This window comes from Bacteroides caccae, assembly GCF_002222615.2.
In the GTDB taxonomy this organism is placed as follows: Bacteria; Bacteroidota; Bacteroidia; order Bacteroidales; family Bacteroidaceae; genus Bacteroides; species Bacteroides caccae.
In genome coordinates this window covers 4,119,056-4,135,699 of the sequence record NZ_CP022412.2, presented here as the reverse complement: position 1 = coordinate 4,135,699, position 16,644 = coordinate 4,119,056, and the positions used below count along the sequence as shown (strand labels likewise).

Here is a 16,644-nt window from a genome sequence, read left to right as displayed (position 1 = left end):
TACTGTCGGAATACCGGTATAGTACTGTTAGAGTGTCTTCATCTTTAGTTTGTCACGGCCGTGGTAATTTCTCCTCACGGTCGTGACGAGAAGTTACCACAACTGTGGCGAATTCTTTCCACGGCCGTGGCGAGGTAACTATATCGGTATCCCGACAGAACAATACTTATTGGTTAACAGAAGTATAGCGGTTGTATAACGTATGTTTAAAGGGGGCTTGTCGCGAAAGGTAAGCAAAGCCGGACGGACAGTAACTATGAGGGAGTAATAAAATCATAGGCTGACAATAAAATGTATAAGATAATATTGCCAGCCTATTTTCAGGGCTTATCGTCAGTGTCTAATGGAAATCAATATGCTAAGAATAGAAATGATAGTCTGACAATAAGAACTGCTAAATTTGTATGTAAGTATAAAGTTCTTTTTTTATGTTATTGTATACCGATCTCGGCCAATCCTAATGGTTCTCCGTCATGTATCATCCTCGTTGCTTTCAGCTTGACATAGCGGGCTTTGAGTGGGGTGAAGTAGACAGATTGCAGGATCGGGTTATTCTTTATATTAGAAAATTCGTCTTTTGCTACCACTTGATTGACAGCATTGCTATCCATACCGACAGATATTTCGTATGCGGCGATTACACCTTTATTATATTCGCTTTGGTCGGGAAGATAATGGAATGAAGTAATCGTACGTTCTTCTCCCAAGTCGATTAACAGTGTGTTTCCATTGACGAAACAGGCCGTTTGGTCATTCTTGTCCATGCATTTTTGTGCTTCTTCTGTGTCTACTCCGCTGAGAGTGAACGGGAAACTCTTCAGTTCTTCCGCTTTTGCAGAGTATGTATCGGAAGTTGCTCCTGCGTAAAATGCTTCGATGTTATTGATGCAGAGACATGCACGTGAATCCGTGAAACGGACACGGAGCTTATCGGTCGTGATCGTTTCGAAACGGAGGAGACGTTTGTAACCAACGGTTGTTGTCTCTTCATTGAGTTTCACGGGAAGCCATTCACCTTCCTGGTTATATTCTACTACGAATGATTTCACACGTTGTCCCAGAGGGATATATTCCTGTAACATCATTCTATTGATCTTCTCCGGTTGAGGCAAGTCAAATTCAATAGTGGCGGAAGTTACATCATCGTTGGTAGCCCAATAAGTATCATAGTCGTTGTCTGTGACAGCTTTAGCGGAGAATGCTTTTCCCCGTTCGTCCGATGCTTTGGGGGAAAGGCCGGCCAGCAGATTCTTTTCTAATTGTTTCTGTATGTTCTTATGGAAGTTAACGGCGTTGGCGGAGTCTGTCGGATGAATGAGTCCGTCACGGTCTACGGGGAAGTTCAGCAATAACGTTGCGTTATGTCCTACGCTACGGTAATACAAGTCGGTCAGTTCGTCCACTGTTTTCACACGGCCGTCTTCTTCTGGATGATAGAACCAACCCGGACGGATAGAAACGTCACACTCGGCTGCCACCCATTGATTACCGTCAGCATGGCCATATTGCAGTTCGCGATAGTTGGGATAACCGGGATAAACTTCTCCGGCACGGAGGAAAGACCAGTTGGTGGCTCCGGCAAATCCTTTCTCGTTTCCGACCCAACGGCAACCGGGTCCCCCATCGGAGAAAATAACTGCTTGCGGTTGCAGTTCGTCAATCATTTTATAGGCTCGCGGATAGTTGTAATATGTTTTGCGGTCGATAGTACGTGAATCTTTTGCTCCGCCATACCAGCCATCGCCTCCGTTGGCGCCGTCAAACCAGATTTCAAAGACATCACCGTAGTTGGTCAGTAGTTCATGGAGTTGTTTATAGAAATAATCTACATATTCGGGAGTTCCGTAATTAGCTTGGTTTCTGTCCCAGGGGGATAGGTAAACGGCGAATTTGATACCATACTTTTTGCAGGCGTCCGATAATTCGCGCACAATGTCTCCTTGTCCATTCTTATAGGGAGTGTTGCGGATACAATACTCTGTCAGTTGGGTAGGCCACAGGCAGAAACCGTCGTGATGTTTGGCAGTGAGGATTACTCCTTTCATGCCCGATTCTACAAAGGTCTTTACCCATTGCTCACAGTCGAGTTTCGCAGGGTTGAATGTTTTAGGATCGGAGTCTCCGTATCCCCATTCACGGTCGTTAAAAGTGTTAAGGCCGAAATGTACAAAAGCGTAGGTTTCCATTTTCTGCCATTCCACTTGTTTGGCTTCGGGAACGGGTAAGATTGCTTCCGGAGCTTTTACCGGATTGCAGGCACTCAATAAAAGAGAAGTAATTCCTGCACAAAGAATCAAGGGGTGTTTTTTCATGGGGGTAATTATTAGTGATTTATTAATAAATATGTCTTGCTATAAACTAAGTCCGAAAACGAAATAGACTTGTTCTTCGTAGGGATTGGCTATCAGTTTTCCGAAAATAGGAAGGGAGAAGCCGGAAGTGATCTTTAACTCTTTGGTTGCGGATAATCCGATGTTGACAACATTGAACTTGTTAGAGTAGAAACCTTCCCACGGTGTGAAGCCGGCTTCAATACTCATATCGACATCTTTCACACTAAAGGGATAGCTTAGCTCGCAATAACTGGACCAGGCGCGTTTATCGTTTTCCCGGTAATCATTGCCGGCAAACGTTGTATACCAGCTGACGGAAAGCGGGAACTTTTCACTAAATATATATCCGGCTCCGACTTCGAAAGTATGTCCGGTGGAGTGTGAACTGTAATTGAAATATTTGAAAGGTTCTTCTTCTGTCTGGGTAAAATAGTTGTTAGCATAAAGGGTTAGATTCTTGTATTCATATTCTAGCGACAAGTCAATCTCATTGTTTTTGTTGCGAAACTCTGTTGAACCCCAGGCATAAACTGTCAGTCCCTTCCAATTAAGACCTAGTGTTGGCTGGATACAGGCATTGCCCGAGTCTATTCCCCGCCAAATGTAACTACTGACAAAATCGGCATTTACAAAAACTTCTTGTGCTTGTGCAAAGGCTGTACAACATAAGATTGCAATAAGTACGATTTGCTTTTTCATTTTATCGAGTTGTTCTTCCTGATTTACGGGTGACAAATATACGGAATATATGGCTGATTAGTAACAAATGAAACAAAAAAAACGGCTGCATTGAGCAGCCGTTCCTTTATTAATGTGTAAATAATAAGAGTTATTTAGAATGTGACGTCCATTTTCAGCACAAAAGTACGGGGAGCAGCTACTGCCATTGGGCGGTAACTGTATTCTTTATTAAACAAGTTGTTTACCATAAACTGGAAAGCTACTTCTTTCGTTGCTTTTACACCGAAACGGAAGTCAACGGTTGCATAATCTGTGTTATGCTTCTTCCAGTAGGTAGCGAGTGTTTCTCCTTTTGAATAACCGAAAAGGATACCGCGTACATAATCCATTAAGTCGTTTTGTGTTTTAGAACGCTCGTCCAGCATCAGATAATCCACTGCAAGGATTTTGCTTTTCCATGCCACATTGGCACCCACATTGATGCGTTTCCACTGGAAGTCTACCGTCGTTTTGAAACTATGTTTCGGACGATATTTCAGATACTTACCCGTATTTGATTTCTCTTTCATCTGAAGCGGGTCGGTATACAGTCCTTCTACAGCATTGCGTTCCTGGTAATCCGCGTCACGCGGTTCGGTATATACATATCCCAGATTATAGAATAATTTTGTGTTCTTGTTGAAGTTATATACACCGTTTGTTGAAATCTCCACTCCATAGATCTGTGCTTTCGATACATTATGGAATTGTGCTCCGATACCGAAGCCCTTGCCGTCTGTCAACATCTGAAATACATCGCCAATACTATTTATCATCGTATTGTTTGCATTATTGAATAGGCCGAACTGGAATTCTACCATATCTTTATATTGAGTATAGAATCCGGCAATATCGACAAATCCCTGGAAGTTACCGATCTTGTATCCTTGCTTGAAACCTAATTCTGCATTAAATCCTTTCTCAGGTTTAATGTTCGGATTCGGATAAACACCGACTCCGCCAATGTCTTTACGGAGATATTTCTCATTGATAGACGGGTTGCGGTAACCTTGTCCGAAGCTGGCGCGGATAAAACTGTAATCGGCTAATTGATAATTCAATCCGGCACGGAAAACGGGGCGGAACGGAATTTTTGTTCCGAATACCTTTGTTTCTGCTTCGCGGCGGTGGTTGTTTACGCGGTAGTATTCGGCACGTACGCCTGCGGATACACTCAAACGATCCCAAAAACGTTGGTCATATTGGAAGAAGAGGGCTGCATTATCACTTTTGTACACTTCATCCATTACAGCAGAGTCATAACGGATGTGTTCGAAAGTCATTCCCGTAGTGATCTGTGCGCCACCGTTCCATTTCTTGTTGAACTGATAGTCGAGATAATAGTCAAAGTTCTTGTCTGTTTGAGTTTTCGGGTTGAGTCGAGACGGATTGATAACATTAGACAGCCACGGTACGAGATCGCTTGGCAATTGTCCGTTCTGTATTCCGCTAAGATCAGGCAGCCCGTTATCCATAACCCATGAGATAAGGTCGCAATAATCGGCAGTTGTTGCATTGGGAAAGATGTTTCTCAGTGAAGTGAATGCACCGTTCATGGCATCATCCAGATTGCCGTTGATAATTCCCGAACCGATACCGACCAATGCGGGGTATAGTGAGCTGTAATCGCCGTTTACGATATTTTTAATCGTATTCGCATCGGTTCCCATGTTTCCCAGAATATCTGTGATAGATGAACCTTCGGTTGGGCGGACGATATTGTCTGCGCTATAATAAAAACGTCCTTTGATTTTATGTGAAGTTCCGTTTTCCGGGTTTACATAATTGATAAACGGGTCGATATGGAAGTTGTTTTCTTCGCGTCCCATATTGGTGAAAGGAGAAGGCTTGTATACTTCGGTCGGTGAACGCCAGATAAAGAAGTCCCCGTATTGATTGGAAAGGAAGTCTACATTAAAACCATAATTCAGAATTTTCAGTCCCATATCCGGTTGGTGATAGGTCAAACTGCCACCCATGCGGAAACGTTTGTTATATCCTTGCTGACGGTATCCTTCATCGGTGAAAAGATTGATCCCTCCACTAACGTCGAAATTACCGATACGACGGGAGTGGGAGAGGTCGAAACCTTCGTAAATCGGATTCCGTACTCCACTCAGGAGACTACCACGCAGAATAGGTTTTACTGCATATTTATCATCTTTCCAGAAATTCTTATCGCTCCATTGGTATTCATCATTCTCTGCATCACCGTATATGCCTACGTATGCGCTGAATCGTGTCTTGGGCGTTAAACCCGGGCGTGCGGTACGAATATTGATAATACCGTTCAATGCTGAGGAACCGTATAGCACAGAAGAAGCTCCTTTGATAACTTCCACCTGCTCTACATTTTCCAAAGGTACGGTGTTCCAGTTGATTTCTCCTGTTTTCGGGTTCAGTGTACTCATTCCGTCTACCAGAATCTGGCTACGTGCACCTACACCGTAAGTCCACCCGCTGCCACCACGCATGGAAGGTTGCTTGTCTACAATGTCAACTCCCGGCAGGGTACGGAGGGTAGATGAAATATCTGTTGGTGCCTGGCGGGCAATGTCACCGGATTTCACCACATCCATAGAAACTGTTACATCACTTAGCTTCTGTTCGAAGCGTCCAGCACTCACTACCACTTCTTCCAGCAGTTTAGTGCTCTCTTTCATATAGACGTCTTTGGTGACTACTTCGCGTTTATTGATAACGATAGGCATCAGTACATCATCATAGCCTACATAACTGAATACGAGGTCGACTCCACCTTCGGGAAGTTTGATTTCATATTCTCCGTTAATATTGGATACTACTCCCTGATTGCCGTGGAGCTTGTAGGTAACAGCTGCTCCGACCAACGGTTCGTTGGTCTTGGCGTCGTATATATGTCCTTTCAGTGTTTGGGCAAAGCTTGTCCCAAAACAAGTAAGGCAGATTAATAAAGTTAGTATATATATTTTCTTCATTGTTTCTTACGTTTTATTTATTCGGAACAAGTTCTAAACCAAACTCTATTTTCTCAGGAGATAGAAAAGCTTCTGAAATACCATTTAAGAATGTTGAAATTATAAATCCCAGCCCTTGCATATCCTCCGGAAGCATACTAACTATTAGCGGACTAAGATCTGGTAGTAATTTAGCTATGGGAGTAAATCCTTCTTTATCTAAGTAAATATAAGTATGTCCTTCTTTTGAAGTAACCTGCATCGGGATTCCGGTAGTTAACCAATTGAAAATAGCGTTGAAGGAAGTGTCGTTGACATTGACCAAGAATCCAAGTGTTTCATTGTTTAAACTTTGATTAAGTGTGGTTAGCAATTCTTTCACTTTCATGGCATCCATTTGAGATACAGCATCAATGATAGCATTGATTATGTTCACATCCATATATGTATCGCTGCTGCTGGCTATTGAGGAAATGATATTAGCTAAGTTTAATTTTAATATTAACTTACCGTCTTTTTGAAACCAAGTAGCAAACCCTTTTGGAGAAGGGATATACTTACGGTCAGCAATGTTGGGAGTAATCATCTCCTGTGTTAATGGAGTTTCTAGAAATCCAAAAATAACGTCTATATCTACTCCTGACAACGGATCATTTGAATAGGAAGCCGTTACATTTCCGTCTGCTCCTAAAGTGATGTCTTGCAGAACTTGTGGCAAAATGTAACTTACTATATTTTGGATTCCATTACCCCATGTTTGGGTTGTAGCTCCGCTTTCTGTAGCTTCTACATCTGCATGGAAATAGCATGACGCATTTAATACTTGGCCATCAACCTCCTGCCATGTATATTCATTTCCCCAAGTGTCACCAACTAATATTTTTTTTACGCCGTTAACGACTTCGGGTAACTTATAAGTATTTGCCCACAAATCGGCATTACCCATTTGGATATTGGATATGTTTAAGGTGAGTTTTCCTTTTGTTACACGTCCTTCGTATCTAAAAGTAGTCAATGTTTCATTTCCCATACCATTACCGGAAAAAGAGTATCCTTCTGTATCTCCGGAAAGGGGAATGGATGTAATCTTTATTGCCTTTTCTCCCGGAAGAATATCGTAGAGAGTAATGATAGCAGTTTCTCCTGTAACAGTACTGAAATCAACAGATTTCCCGTTCATTGCATCACCGTTGTATGTAAGAACTAAATTGGGATTAGGATTCGAAATCTTGTTTGAATAATTGGCTGTCACGTCTACTGGAGCCGGTCCATAGTGGTCTTCGTCACAAGATATTAAGAATGCGGATATTACGGTAAGGAAGCTTATGAATAAGATAGATAATTTTTTCATCGTTTTTTATTTTAAAATGATTTATTTTTGAATAGTAAGGTCTACGCCGATTTCCATTTTGTCGAATAATGCTACAACCTCATCTAAGTTTGTTTTTAATAAAATATCAATGATATTGATAAATGGAGTTAGTGTCTCTTTTTTAAAATAGATATAAGTATGATCTTTTGTAGCCTGACTAATACCCATTGGAATACCATTTCTCATCCATGAAAGTAAAGTTACAAAAGTGTTATCATCCATTTTTAAAATATAGGTGATTATCTCATTGTTTAAAATCATGTTGAGCGTACTTAATGCTAGCTTCAATCGGGCAGGGTCCGATTTTAAAAGAGCTTCGCTGATACCTGCAATAAGTTGGGGATCAATTTGCTGACCGTTATTCTCGGCGATGAGTGAAATAATGGCTGGTATGTTCAATTGTACTACAAATGCCTTATCACCCGTCTGATTCCAGTAGGCCAAACCTTTCGGGGAAGAAACATAAGTACGTTGGCCGATTAATCCACGGAATTCTGCATCCGTCTTACCTGCATTAGCCACCTCCATGATCTCTTTCATGTCTATGGGACTTGTGGTGTAGTTGGCAGTAACAATACCATCTTTTTCTAATGTAATATTCTTTAGTACATACGGAAAGAGTACATCTAATATATTAGTTGCCATTTGCTGCATTTGCAAAACGATAGGAGCAATGGATTCGGCTCCTTCTTTCGTTGTAATATTCACATAGCTTGCTCCACTATTACGAATGGTTGCTTCTTCATTTGTAGTATGTGAATATGCAGGAAATGCATAAGTATGAGCCAGATTATTGGCATGAGCCATTGTGACATCCAGTGAGAGTTTCATTGCTTTTGGAGTAATGATTCCATTATACTTCACCGTTACTCCCCCCATCGTGATATTCGTTCCGCTAAAGGTATAGGCATCTTTTTCTCCGTTTTCATTAAGCTTGATGCGACTGATAGGAGTAGTAACTTCTCCCGGGATAATTCCGTTTAGTGTCAGTGTTCCCGTTTCACTATCTTCCGTTTTGAAACTGGCAGTCTTTCCGATTAGTTTCTCGCCGCTGTAAGTTAAATCCAGTGTATACGGCTTGATGTACGAGCCATATTCCTGGCTGATTTCTCCCGGCCAAAATAACTTGTCGTTATAGGTTTCTTCACATGATGTAAAGAAAAGTACTGCGCAAGCTACACAAAATAGTTTTCGTAAGTTTTTCATTCTTTTTTGTTTTTATTGCGTAATTAATAAAACTTTGCAAAGTTCGGCTAACATCTATTTATTTACAAGGTCTGTTTTTATGAATTAATGTTCTATTTTTAATTATACGGAGAAAAATGATATAAAAGCATTTGAATTAATGTTCTATTTTTAATGTAATATGTTCTTCTTTTAAGAAACATAGTGAAGAATGGAATAAGATAGAACAAGACAAGGTATATGTATATAAAAGAACGCTGTCCCACACATTTCGCGTGTAAGAAACCGTTCTTATTTTTTCCTACTTCTAACTAAGAAAAGAGCCGTTTTAGAATGTTACATCCATTTTAAGGTTTATTTAGATTCTCTACATGTATTTACAGGCAACTTTGTAAGTTGTGAAATTCGTCACTGATTGATGTACTGTCGTTGAAATATGTCCTTTGGTCGATTGTTTTTGTATGAAAGGAGTGTCGGTTTTATCTTTGTTTCTGCTAACATGGAACAATGAGGCATGGAAAGAGTGCGCAAGCAACAATTATTGGAACAAAGCATTTACGGAGTAATCTGGAGTGTTATTTTCTTTCTTCCGTTGATCGGAGAATATTTTGCCGTAAGTGGTGGACTTGAGAAAGAAGAAGTTCGCACGCTTGTACGTGACTCCTGGTTGGGAATTCTTCCTTTTTTTATGCTTTTTCTGTTGAATAACTATGTGCTGGTTCCTTATTTCCTTTTTAAAAAAAAATATTGGCAATATACACTTTCTTTAGTTTTTGCAATAGGTGTTATTTTTTTGATTGTTCCGTTTCCGATGAAAGGGCGTTTCCCGAAAGAATTCAGACAGGAGCCTGTGTATCATTCAGCAAAGGAAAGCCGACGGAATCAGATTATTGAAATGAGAGAAAAGGCGCGGAAGAAAGAGACGGCTAATTGGGAACTACCGGACCAGGTGAAATATCCCGTGGAAAAGTTTCAACGTCCGGAGGCTCTCCTTAAACCTGTTCCGTTTCTTTATCCTCCTATCACAGTTCGCTATCTTATTCATTTTATGATTGCCTTTCTTATGGTAGGATTTAATATAGCCATTAAACTTTTCTTCAAGTCTTTTCGCGATGAAGAAATGTTGAAGGAACTGGAACACCAGCGCTTGCAGTCCGAATTGCAATATCTGAAGTATCAGATAAACCCGCATTTTTTTATGAATACGCTGAATAATATCCACGCATTGGTAGATATTGATACGGGGAAGGCGAAAAGTACGATTGTAGAGCTTTCCAAACTGATGCGTTATGTGCTGTATGAGGCTAGTAACAAAACAATTCTTCTTAAACGGGAGGTTCAGTTTCTGGAGAATTATATTGCCATAATGGGATTGCGCTATACTGATAAAGTCTCCATTGAAATGAAGTTTCCCATCGAAGTTCCTGAAGTACAGATACCTCCTTTGCTTTTTATTTCTTTTGTGGAGAACGCTTTCAAGCATGGAGTCAGTTACCGGAATGATTCTTTCGTCCGTGTCATCGTGCAACAAGAGGAGGGAAACCGATTGACTTTCCGCTGTACGAATAGCAATAACGGAAGGGCTGACGAACAACACCACGGCATCGGGCTGGATAATATCCGTAAGCGGCTAAGACTTCTGTTCGGTAATGATTATACGCTTTCTATCACACAGGATAAGAATAAATTTGATGTATTACTTATTATACCTTTATTATAATGAAATGTTTAGCAATTGACGACGAACCGTTGGCATTGGCACAGTTATCGGATTATATATCCCGCGTCCCTTTCCTGTCGTTAGTGAAACCTTGTCAGGATGCGTTTGAGGCAATGAAGGTATTGTCCGACGAAGATGTCGACCTGATATTTGTAGATATCAATATGCCCGATTTGAACGGGCTGGATTTTATCCGTTCTTTGATAAGTCCTCCGCTGGTGATTTTCACTACCGCTTATTCCGAATATGCGGTGGACGGCTTCAAGTTGGATGCGGTGGATTATCTGTTGAAACCATTTGAGTTTCAGGACTTACTGAAGGCGGCGGATAAGGCCCGCAAACAGTTTGAATATAAATTGTTGGAGCAACAGAGTGAACTGGGAAATGCTTCGCAGGTAAAAGGCGATTCGTTGTTTGTGAAAAGCGATTGCAGGGTAGTCCGCATCGATATTAATAATATCCGCTATATAGAAGGTATGAGCGAATACGTCCGTATTTTTGTGGAGGGGGAGAACAAGCCTGTCATCACACTTGCCAGTCTTCAGAAAATGGAAGAACGGCTTCCCGCACATTTCATGCGTGTGCATCGTTCTTATATTGTCAACTTGCGTAAGATTACCGAAATCTCCCGTCTCCGTATTATCTTCGATAAGAATACGTACATCCCTGTGGGTGATAATTACAAAGAACGGTTTACGGAATTTATCAGTAAGCTAAGCTTCTCTTAAACATTGGTCATGCTTTATCCGATGCGGTATGTTGTCCGGAAAATAACTACTTAAAAATAAAAGCCTCAGAAGCTATTTATAGCTAATGAGACTTTTATTTTAAGAAGTGGAGATACTCCTTTTATTTGATTCCCAGTTTTTTAGCAATTTCTTTAGGCAGTGCGTCTTTGTGTACAAGGATATTCATCGTTTTGTAAGCGACGAATGCTTTGGAAGCATACCATATACCGTTGTATTTACCTGATTTACCCCAAGAATTTTTTACCATGAAATATTCTTTTCCGTTCTGGTCTTTAGCGATACCGTAAATCACCATTCCGTGGTCGTCGGTAGTTTCCCAGTTGTCGAATGCCACCTGGCGCATTTCCTGAGTGACGTCAATTTCCGGATGTGGTTTGGTTGTCATTATTTGACGTTTGTTGGCAGTGGTCAGGCCAGTCCAACGGGCCATATCCGAACCGGAAAGTTCAGATTCTTTGTTTATATCCGGCATTACGGCAATACCATCACGTGTAAACCCTTGTTCACTGACGTCACTACCCCATGCAAAAGTATATCCCTTCTTCACTGCATTATCCATTACAGCCATAAACTCGTCGATAGGCAAGTTGTAGGAGAGGCCATTGCGCCAGTTGTCCTGAATCTCGATAGCAAATTGAGAATAGAACGGGTGATGTGTATAGGAAGTCAATGAAACATAGTCGTCCGGATTCAGTCCCAGTGATTCGGCAAAAGTTTTCGGTGTATATTCCTTTCCTTTATAAGTGAAGTTTTCAGGACATTTTCCTAAGTATGTGTCATAAATGGCTGCCAGACCGTTCTTCCATACCGGAGTCAGTTTACTTAGTTTACCTTTAGCGATAGCATTAATGTAGCCGGAAGCAACAGCGTCCAATTCGTTGTGTACCGGCAGAGTATCGCCGTACATGATTCCCGGCATTACTTCCTGTGGAACGATACCGTAATTTTTGATGCAGTACATCACATCATAGAAACTTCCTCCCGGCGAGAAAGAACTGTCACCGTGATAACGTACATAATTGGCTCCACGGTCTTGCATCGTTTTGTGTACCACAAACATTTCAGCCAGATCATATTCGCCTTTGCCTAAACGTAGCAATTCTGATTCAACGAATCCGAGAGTTGAGAAACTCCAGCAAGTGCTCGAACGGTTTTGGTTCTTGATTGAAGTAATCGGATTTTCTTTCACTGTCGTGAAAACGAAGCCCTCTTCGGGTTTTGCGTCTTGTGCCATTGTGCTCAGGCTGAATAGGCCTAGAGCAGCGATAAGGATACTCTTTTTCATTCTTATGACATTAATATTAAATTTGTTTTGGTTACAAAGATAGAGAATCCTTGGGGTAATTCCATATTCCTGTATACAATTTGCATAAAAAAAGAATAAAAAATAGTGTATATTCTATTTTTTCATGAACAAAAAGCGGAAAGAGAATTATTTCCAATTCACTTTCCGCTTTTTATTTATTTTATTTTAATTCCGAGATTCTCTAAATCATGACGGGTAACAGTATAGTTTTCTCCGGTTTTCATACGTCTCATGACTAATTTCCCTACCTTTTTGGCATCCTCTTTTTCCATGAAAGGCTTTTTTCCCGAAATGGCGGGAATAAAAGGCTGGAATATGGTTATATGGTTGTTGTGGGATATTTGATAACCGTATCCTCCGTTTACTTCGATTATTTCGATCGAATAATGCGTGTCGGAGGTGGCTGCTACGGAAAACGCCAGGCAAATGGCAGCTGTTAATATTCCTGCAACAAAGAGCCGACTGCTGTTTTTCTTAGTCATCTTCTTCCCATTCATACGGATGTAATTCCCAAGTATCGTCATAATAGTATCCACTGCTTCCTCCGGTAGTTATAATACCCCGTTTGCCGGTAGAGAAACAAATCGCTTTTGTGCGTGCACTTCCTTCGAAAGGGGTATAGTCAAAATCATCTTCCGTGTCACTACTACGCCATAAATCTGTGTTGGGGTCATATATCCAGTAGTTATTTCGTAGGCTTGAACCGGATGTCTGCCCTAAAGTGATATAAGCCTGGCCGTCTATAACAAAAGCGCAGCCGTATGTCCGGGTGATTGAATTATAATCATCATCATAATCATCACTGCTGTCATTCTTGATTTCGCGGAGACGGGTCCATTTATTTTCTTCACTCTTGCTGGGATCGAATTTCCAGAAGTCGGTAACATCCTGACCGTTGTTGGTTCCTCCTACGATGTAAGCTACATTGTCGATGATAAAGGATAAGCCGCCGGTTCTTTTCTGACCGCCGAATCCGTTTACAATGCCCCACTGGCTACCTGAAGGGGCTGTCGGGTCGAAACGATAAAAATCCTTTGTCTGTTTATCGTCTTTGGATTGTCCGGTTCCCACATAACCGTAGTTACCGATAGTGAAGGCTATTGCATTGATTCGCGCATCTCCGGGATAATCATCCATTTGTCTCCATTCATTTGTTGCCGGGTCATATTCCCATGTGTCTTTTAGATATGCGTATCCTCCGGTATGCATCGGATCATCATCTTTATATACGGTGTATCCGGTGGTCACATATCCTTTCGAGCCTACTGCGAATCCGGCAGCGCCATTCCGGGCTGTTGCATCGTCGGGCATATCTTTGCATTGTGTCCACCAGTCATTATCAATATTGTATTCCCAACAGTCTTTTTCCCGTTGGTCTTTTCCCCGATATCCTCCGCATAAGTACCCCCGGTTACCTATCACAAATCCGGCTGCATCCTCTCTTGCCCTTCCATCGAAGTCGGAACGGCGATACCACACTCCTAATGTGTCATCATCATCATCCGAACATGAGAAAATTGATAGCATAGCTACCGACACTAATAATAGTTGTAGTTTTTTCATTATTTCCATTCGTTTTATTACATTTTAAACTTGGCGCAAATGTAGCTATCAATGCGTTTTGAGAAAAAAGTTATCGACAAACAGCTTTATTTCCTCTATCTAAAAAATGCGAGTCTATAAATAGCGGGTAATAGTCGATAAATTTTGGGGATATTTTCCTAAAGGGGTTCCTTTGCAACTCAAAAATAAGATTCGTTATGAGACTATTTATTACACTTTTTTATTCTTTACTGTTGTTTTGTATCCTATTCTCTTGCAGGGATGAATCCTCTTCCATTGGGGCTAAATGGGTGGATAGTTCTTTTATGAATGCTGTAACAGATACGTGTACAGTAACGTTAAGTACTTTGCTAAGTGACTCTTTGGCAACTTCGGGAGATACGGTTTGCCAGATCGGGCGATATAAAGACAATCTATATGGAGAAATTAAGACTTCGTTTTATGCGGAATATGAAGTACCTTCTCATTCTCTTAATGAAACAACTGAATATCAGTTTGACTCTATTACCTTCAAATGGTATTCTTCAGGGAATTATCTGGGCGATACACTGGTTTATCATCGTATTGAGTTATTTAGTCTGTCACAAGGAATCTCATTGGAAGATAATGGTTACCTTTTTAATAAGACCAATGTTAATTATAACCGGAATAATCTTCTTGCTACTCTTTCTATACGTCCTACTCCCGGACACCGTAACGAGATGCATGAATTACGTCTGCCTGACGAATGGGGAAAAAAATGGTTTAATCTGATGTTGGAAGATGAAGAATGTATGGAATCGCAGGAGCGTTTCCGCGCTTTTTTTAAAGGAATAGCTTTTATACCCGATGAAAATGGGACGTGCATTAACGGCTTTCAGGTGAATGATTCCAGTTTTTGTCTGACTCTTTATTATCATGAACTCAAAGAAAAGCCTACGGAACAGACTTTAGTGTTTAAGGCCAGCAGTTCATTGAATTATACAAAGGTGGAACACGACCGTACCGGTACTCCCATAGAATCTCTCAGAGCCGGTACTGATTATAATCTTTTTTCTTCTGAAAGTGATCATCAGGTGTATCTGCAAGGATTGACCGGTATGTATATCAATCTCGAATTTCCGCATCTGAATAATCTGAACCAGAAAGGGAGACTTGTCTCCATTGAAAGTGCGGTACTTAAACTCTATCCTATAAAAGGTACTTATAACGGAAAATATCCGTTGCCGAAATCATTGACTCTCTATACGGCAGACCAGAATAATTCAACCCAAAGTGTCATAACGGACCTTTCCGGAAATTCCGTACAAACAGGAAATCTGGTAGAAGACAATGTCTATTATGAGGATACTCATTATTCATTTGATATTACCTCGTTCATTCAGAATAATCTGGGGACGGCAGGACAGAGCCGCGAAAAATTACAGTTGTTTCTCTCCGACAATGATTTTTATAACACAGTTCAGGGAGTCATTTTCGGAGATAGTAAACATCCCATGAATGACCATAATAATAATGTATCTCTCACTATTTATTACAAGACATATACGAAATGAAAAGAAAAGTTTTATCTATTTTCATATTAAGTGCAAACTTATTGAATCTTACTGCTCAAAACATGACGAACTCTCCGGCTTCTATGTTCGGACTGGGTGAATTGTCTACCGGAGAAGGAGGAATCTATTCCGGTATGGGGGGAGTTGGTATCGCATTGCGGGGAGAAAATGCTTATAATAGTGCGAACCCGGCTTCTTTGACGGGATTGATGCCGCAGTATTTTTTCTTCGATTTGGGAGTTAGCGGAGCGTATGAAAAGTATTCACAGTCCGGTGCAAACAATCATTCTTTTAATGGTAATCTTAATAATTTGGGTGCTGGGTTTCGTATTGCTCCCCGGTGGTATGGGGCTATTTTTATGGCTCCTGTCAGTAGTGTGGGGTATGCCATATCGCTCGAGCAGGATGTAGCGGGTACAAATGGCGAGACTGTGACTTCACTTTTTCAAGGGGAAGGCGGATTATCCAAAGTTGGAATCAGCGTTGCTCATCAGTTGTGGAAAGGGCTTTCGCTGGGAGCTAACTTTTCTTATGTGGGTGGTACTATTACGCAATCGGAGAGTCAGGGAAGTGCTACGGAAACAAACAGTTCGTATAAACATACAGTGTATGTTGATTTTGGATTACAGTATACTTATGAGATAGAGCGTGACCGTTCGTTGGTAGCGGGTGCTGTATATGGATATTCCCAGGATTTGCTTCAAGACAACGATCATTCGGTAAGTAGTAGCAGTAGTAGTGGGAGTATTACAGAAAAAGGTAAGAAGTATCGTACCTGCTTACCGCAGTTTTTCGGAGTAGGGGTATCTTATAATACGTTGCGTTGGATGGCTTCCGCCGATTATAAGTTTGTTGACTGGAGTCGGTTGGAGTTTTCTCGTTCTAGTGTTAGTTTTCATAACCAGCACCGTTTGATGTTGGGAGGGAGTTATACATTAGGGAATCCCTATCGGAAACCTGTACGTCTGTTACTCGGGGCCGGAATAGGGAATTCGTATCTTTCTATTCAGAATAAGACGACAACTAATTATTATCTCAGTACCGGAATTAATTTTGAATACCGTAGCCGCAGTACGCTTTCGTTAGGGGTAAAATATACAGATCAATTTAAGGTAAGTTCAGGGAGGTTTCAAGGACAGAAACTGGCTTTCTTCCTGAATATCACTTTCTCGGAAAAGACTTACAGAGCTAAATTAAAATAAAATAGATAATAGTATAAGGGTAT

At 41.0% G+C, this 16,644-nt stretch carries 12 protein-coding genes; 4 read left to right on the top strand and 8 right to left on the bottom strand.

All coding sequences use genetic code 11. From position 1 onward, the window contains the following. Window positions 1–431 precede the first annotated feature (431 nt). The 5 genes from CGC64_RS16960 to CGC64_RS16940 form a co-directional block, all read right to left on the bottom strand. Window positions 432–2,312: an alpha-L-fucosidase gene (locus tag CGC64_RS16960; protein WP_005678331.1), complete on the bottom strand. Its 1,881-nt coding sequence runs from the start codon at window positions 2,310–2,312 to the stop codon at window positions 432–434. Window positions 2,313–2,351: 39 nt separating this feature from the next. Beyond that, a complete protein-coding gene (locus CGC64_RS16955; protein ID WP_005678332.1) occupies window positions 2,352–3,032 on the bottom strand; it encodes a hypothetical protein in 681 nt (226 codons plus the stop codon). Window positions 3,033–3,166: 134 nt separating this feature from the next. Next, on the bottom strand, window positions 3,167–6,010 hold the full coding sequence (locus CGC64_RS16950; protein WP_005678333.1) for a TonB-dependent receptor: 2,844 nt from the start codon (window positions 6,008–6,010) through the stop codon (window positions 3,167–3,169). A gap of 13 nt (window positions 6,011–6,023) precedes the next feature. Continuing rightward, window positions 6,024–7,340, bottom strand: coding sequence for a DUF4925 domain-containing protein (locus CGC64_RS16945; protein ID WP_005678334.1), 1,317 nt, complete (start codon window positions 7,338–7,340; stop codon window positions 6,024–6,026). Window positions 7,341–7,361: 21 nt separating this feature from the next. Continuing rightward, window positions 7,362–8,567, bottom strand: a complete 1,206-nt coding sequence (locus CGC64_RS16940; protein WP_005678335.1) for a DUF4925 domain-containing protein — start codon at window positions 8,565–8,567, stop codon at window positions 7,362–7,364. 493 nt (window positions 8,568–9,060) lie between these two features. On the opposite strand from CGC64_RS16940, the gene CGC64_RS16935 reads away from it, so the two are divergent. Next, window positions 9,061–10,266 (top strand): sensor histidine kinase, encoded by a 1,206-nt coding sequence (locus CGC64_RS16935; protein WP_005678336.1) that lies wholly within the window; start codon window positions 9,061–9,063, stop codon window positions 10,264–10,266. Continuing rightward, the gene (locus CGC64_RS16930; RefSeq protein ID WP_005678337.1) at window positions 10,266–10,994 is read left to right on the top strand and encodes a LytR/AlgR family response regulator transcription factor; all 729 of its coding nucleotides are present in this window, start codon (window positions 10,266–10,268) and stop codon (window positions 10,992–10,994) included. Before CGC64_RS16935 ends, CGC64_RS16930 begins: the two co-directional genes overlap by 1 nt. Before the next feature lie 121 nt (window positions 10,995–11,115). Here the strand turns inward: CGC64_RS16930 and CGC64_RS16925 are convergent, their stop codons facing one another. From CGC64_RS16925 to CGC64_RS16915, 3 genes are all read right to left on the bottom strand, one after another. Beyond that, the gene (locus CGC64_RS16925; RefSeq protein WP_005678338.1) at window positions 11,116–12,300 is read right to left on the bottom strand and encodes a C1 family peptidase; all 1,185 of its coding nucleotides are present in this window, start codon (window positions 12,298–12,300) and stop codon (window positions 11,116–11,118) included. Between the two features lie 176 nt (window positions 12,301–12,476). Continuing rightward, entirely contained in the window at window positions 12,477–12,803 is a 327-nt protein-coding gene (locus tag CGC64_RS16920; RefSeq protein ID WP_182423225.1) for a DUF4907 domain-containing protein, read from the bottom strand. Then, window positions 12,796–13,884 (bottom strand): Kelch repeat-containing protein, encoded by a 1,089-nt coding sequence (locus CGC64_RS16915; RefSeq protein WP_005681648.1) that lies wholly within the window; start codon window positions 13,882–13,884, stop codon window positions 12,796–12,798. Before CGC64_RS16915 ends, CGC64_RS16920 begins: the two co-directional genes overlap by 8 nt. A 197-nt stretch (window positions 13,885–14,081) precedes the next feature. On the opposite strand from CGC64_RS16915, the gene CGC64_RS16910 reads away from it, so the two are divergent. Both CGC64_RS16910 and CGC64_RS16905 read left to right on the top strand, forming a co-directional pair. Further along, window positions 14,082–15,419: a DUF4270 family protein gene (locus CGC64_RS16910; protein ID WP_005681647.1), complete on the top strand. Its 1,338-nt coding sequence runs from the start codon at window positions 14,082–14,084 to the stop codon at window positions 15,417–15,419. Then, window positions 15,416–16,621: a hypothetical protein gene (locus tag CGC64_RS16905; RefSeq protein ID WP_005678344.1), complete on the top strand. Its 1,206-nt coding sequence runs from the start codon at window positions 15,416–15,418 to the stop codon at window positions 16,619–16,621. The genes CGC64_RS16910 and CGC64_RS16905 overlap by 4 nt, the downstream gene beginning before the upstream one ends. The last annotated feature ends 23 nt before the right edge of the window (window positions 16,622–16,644 follow it).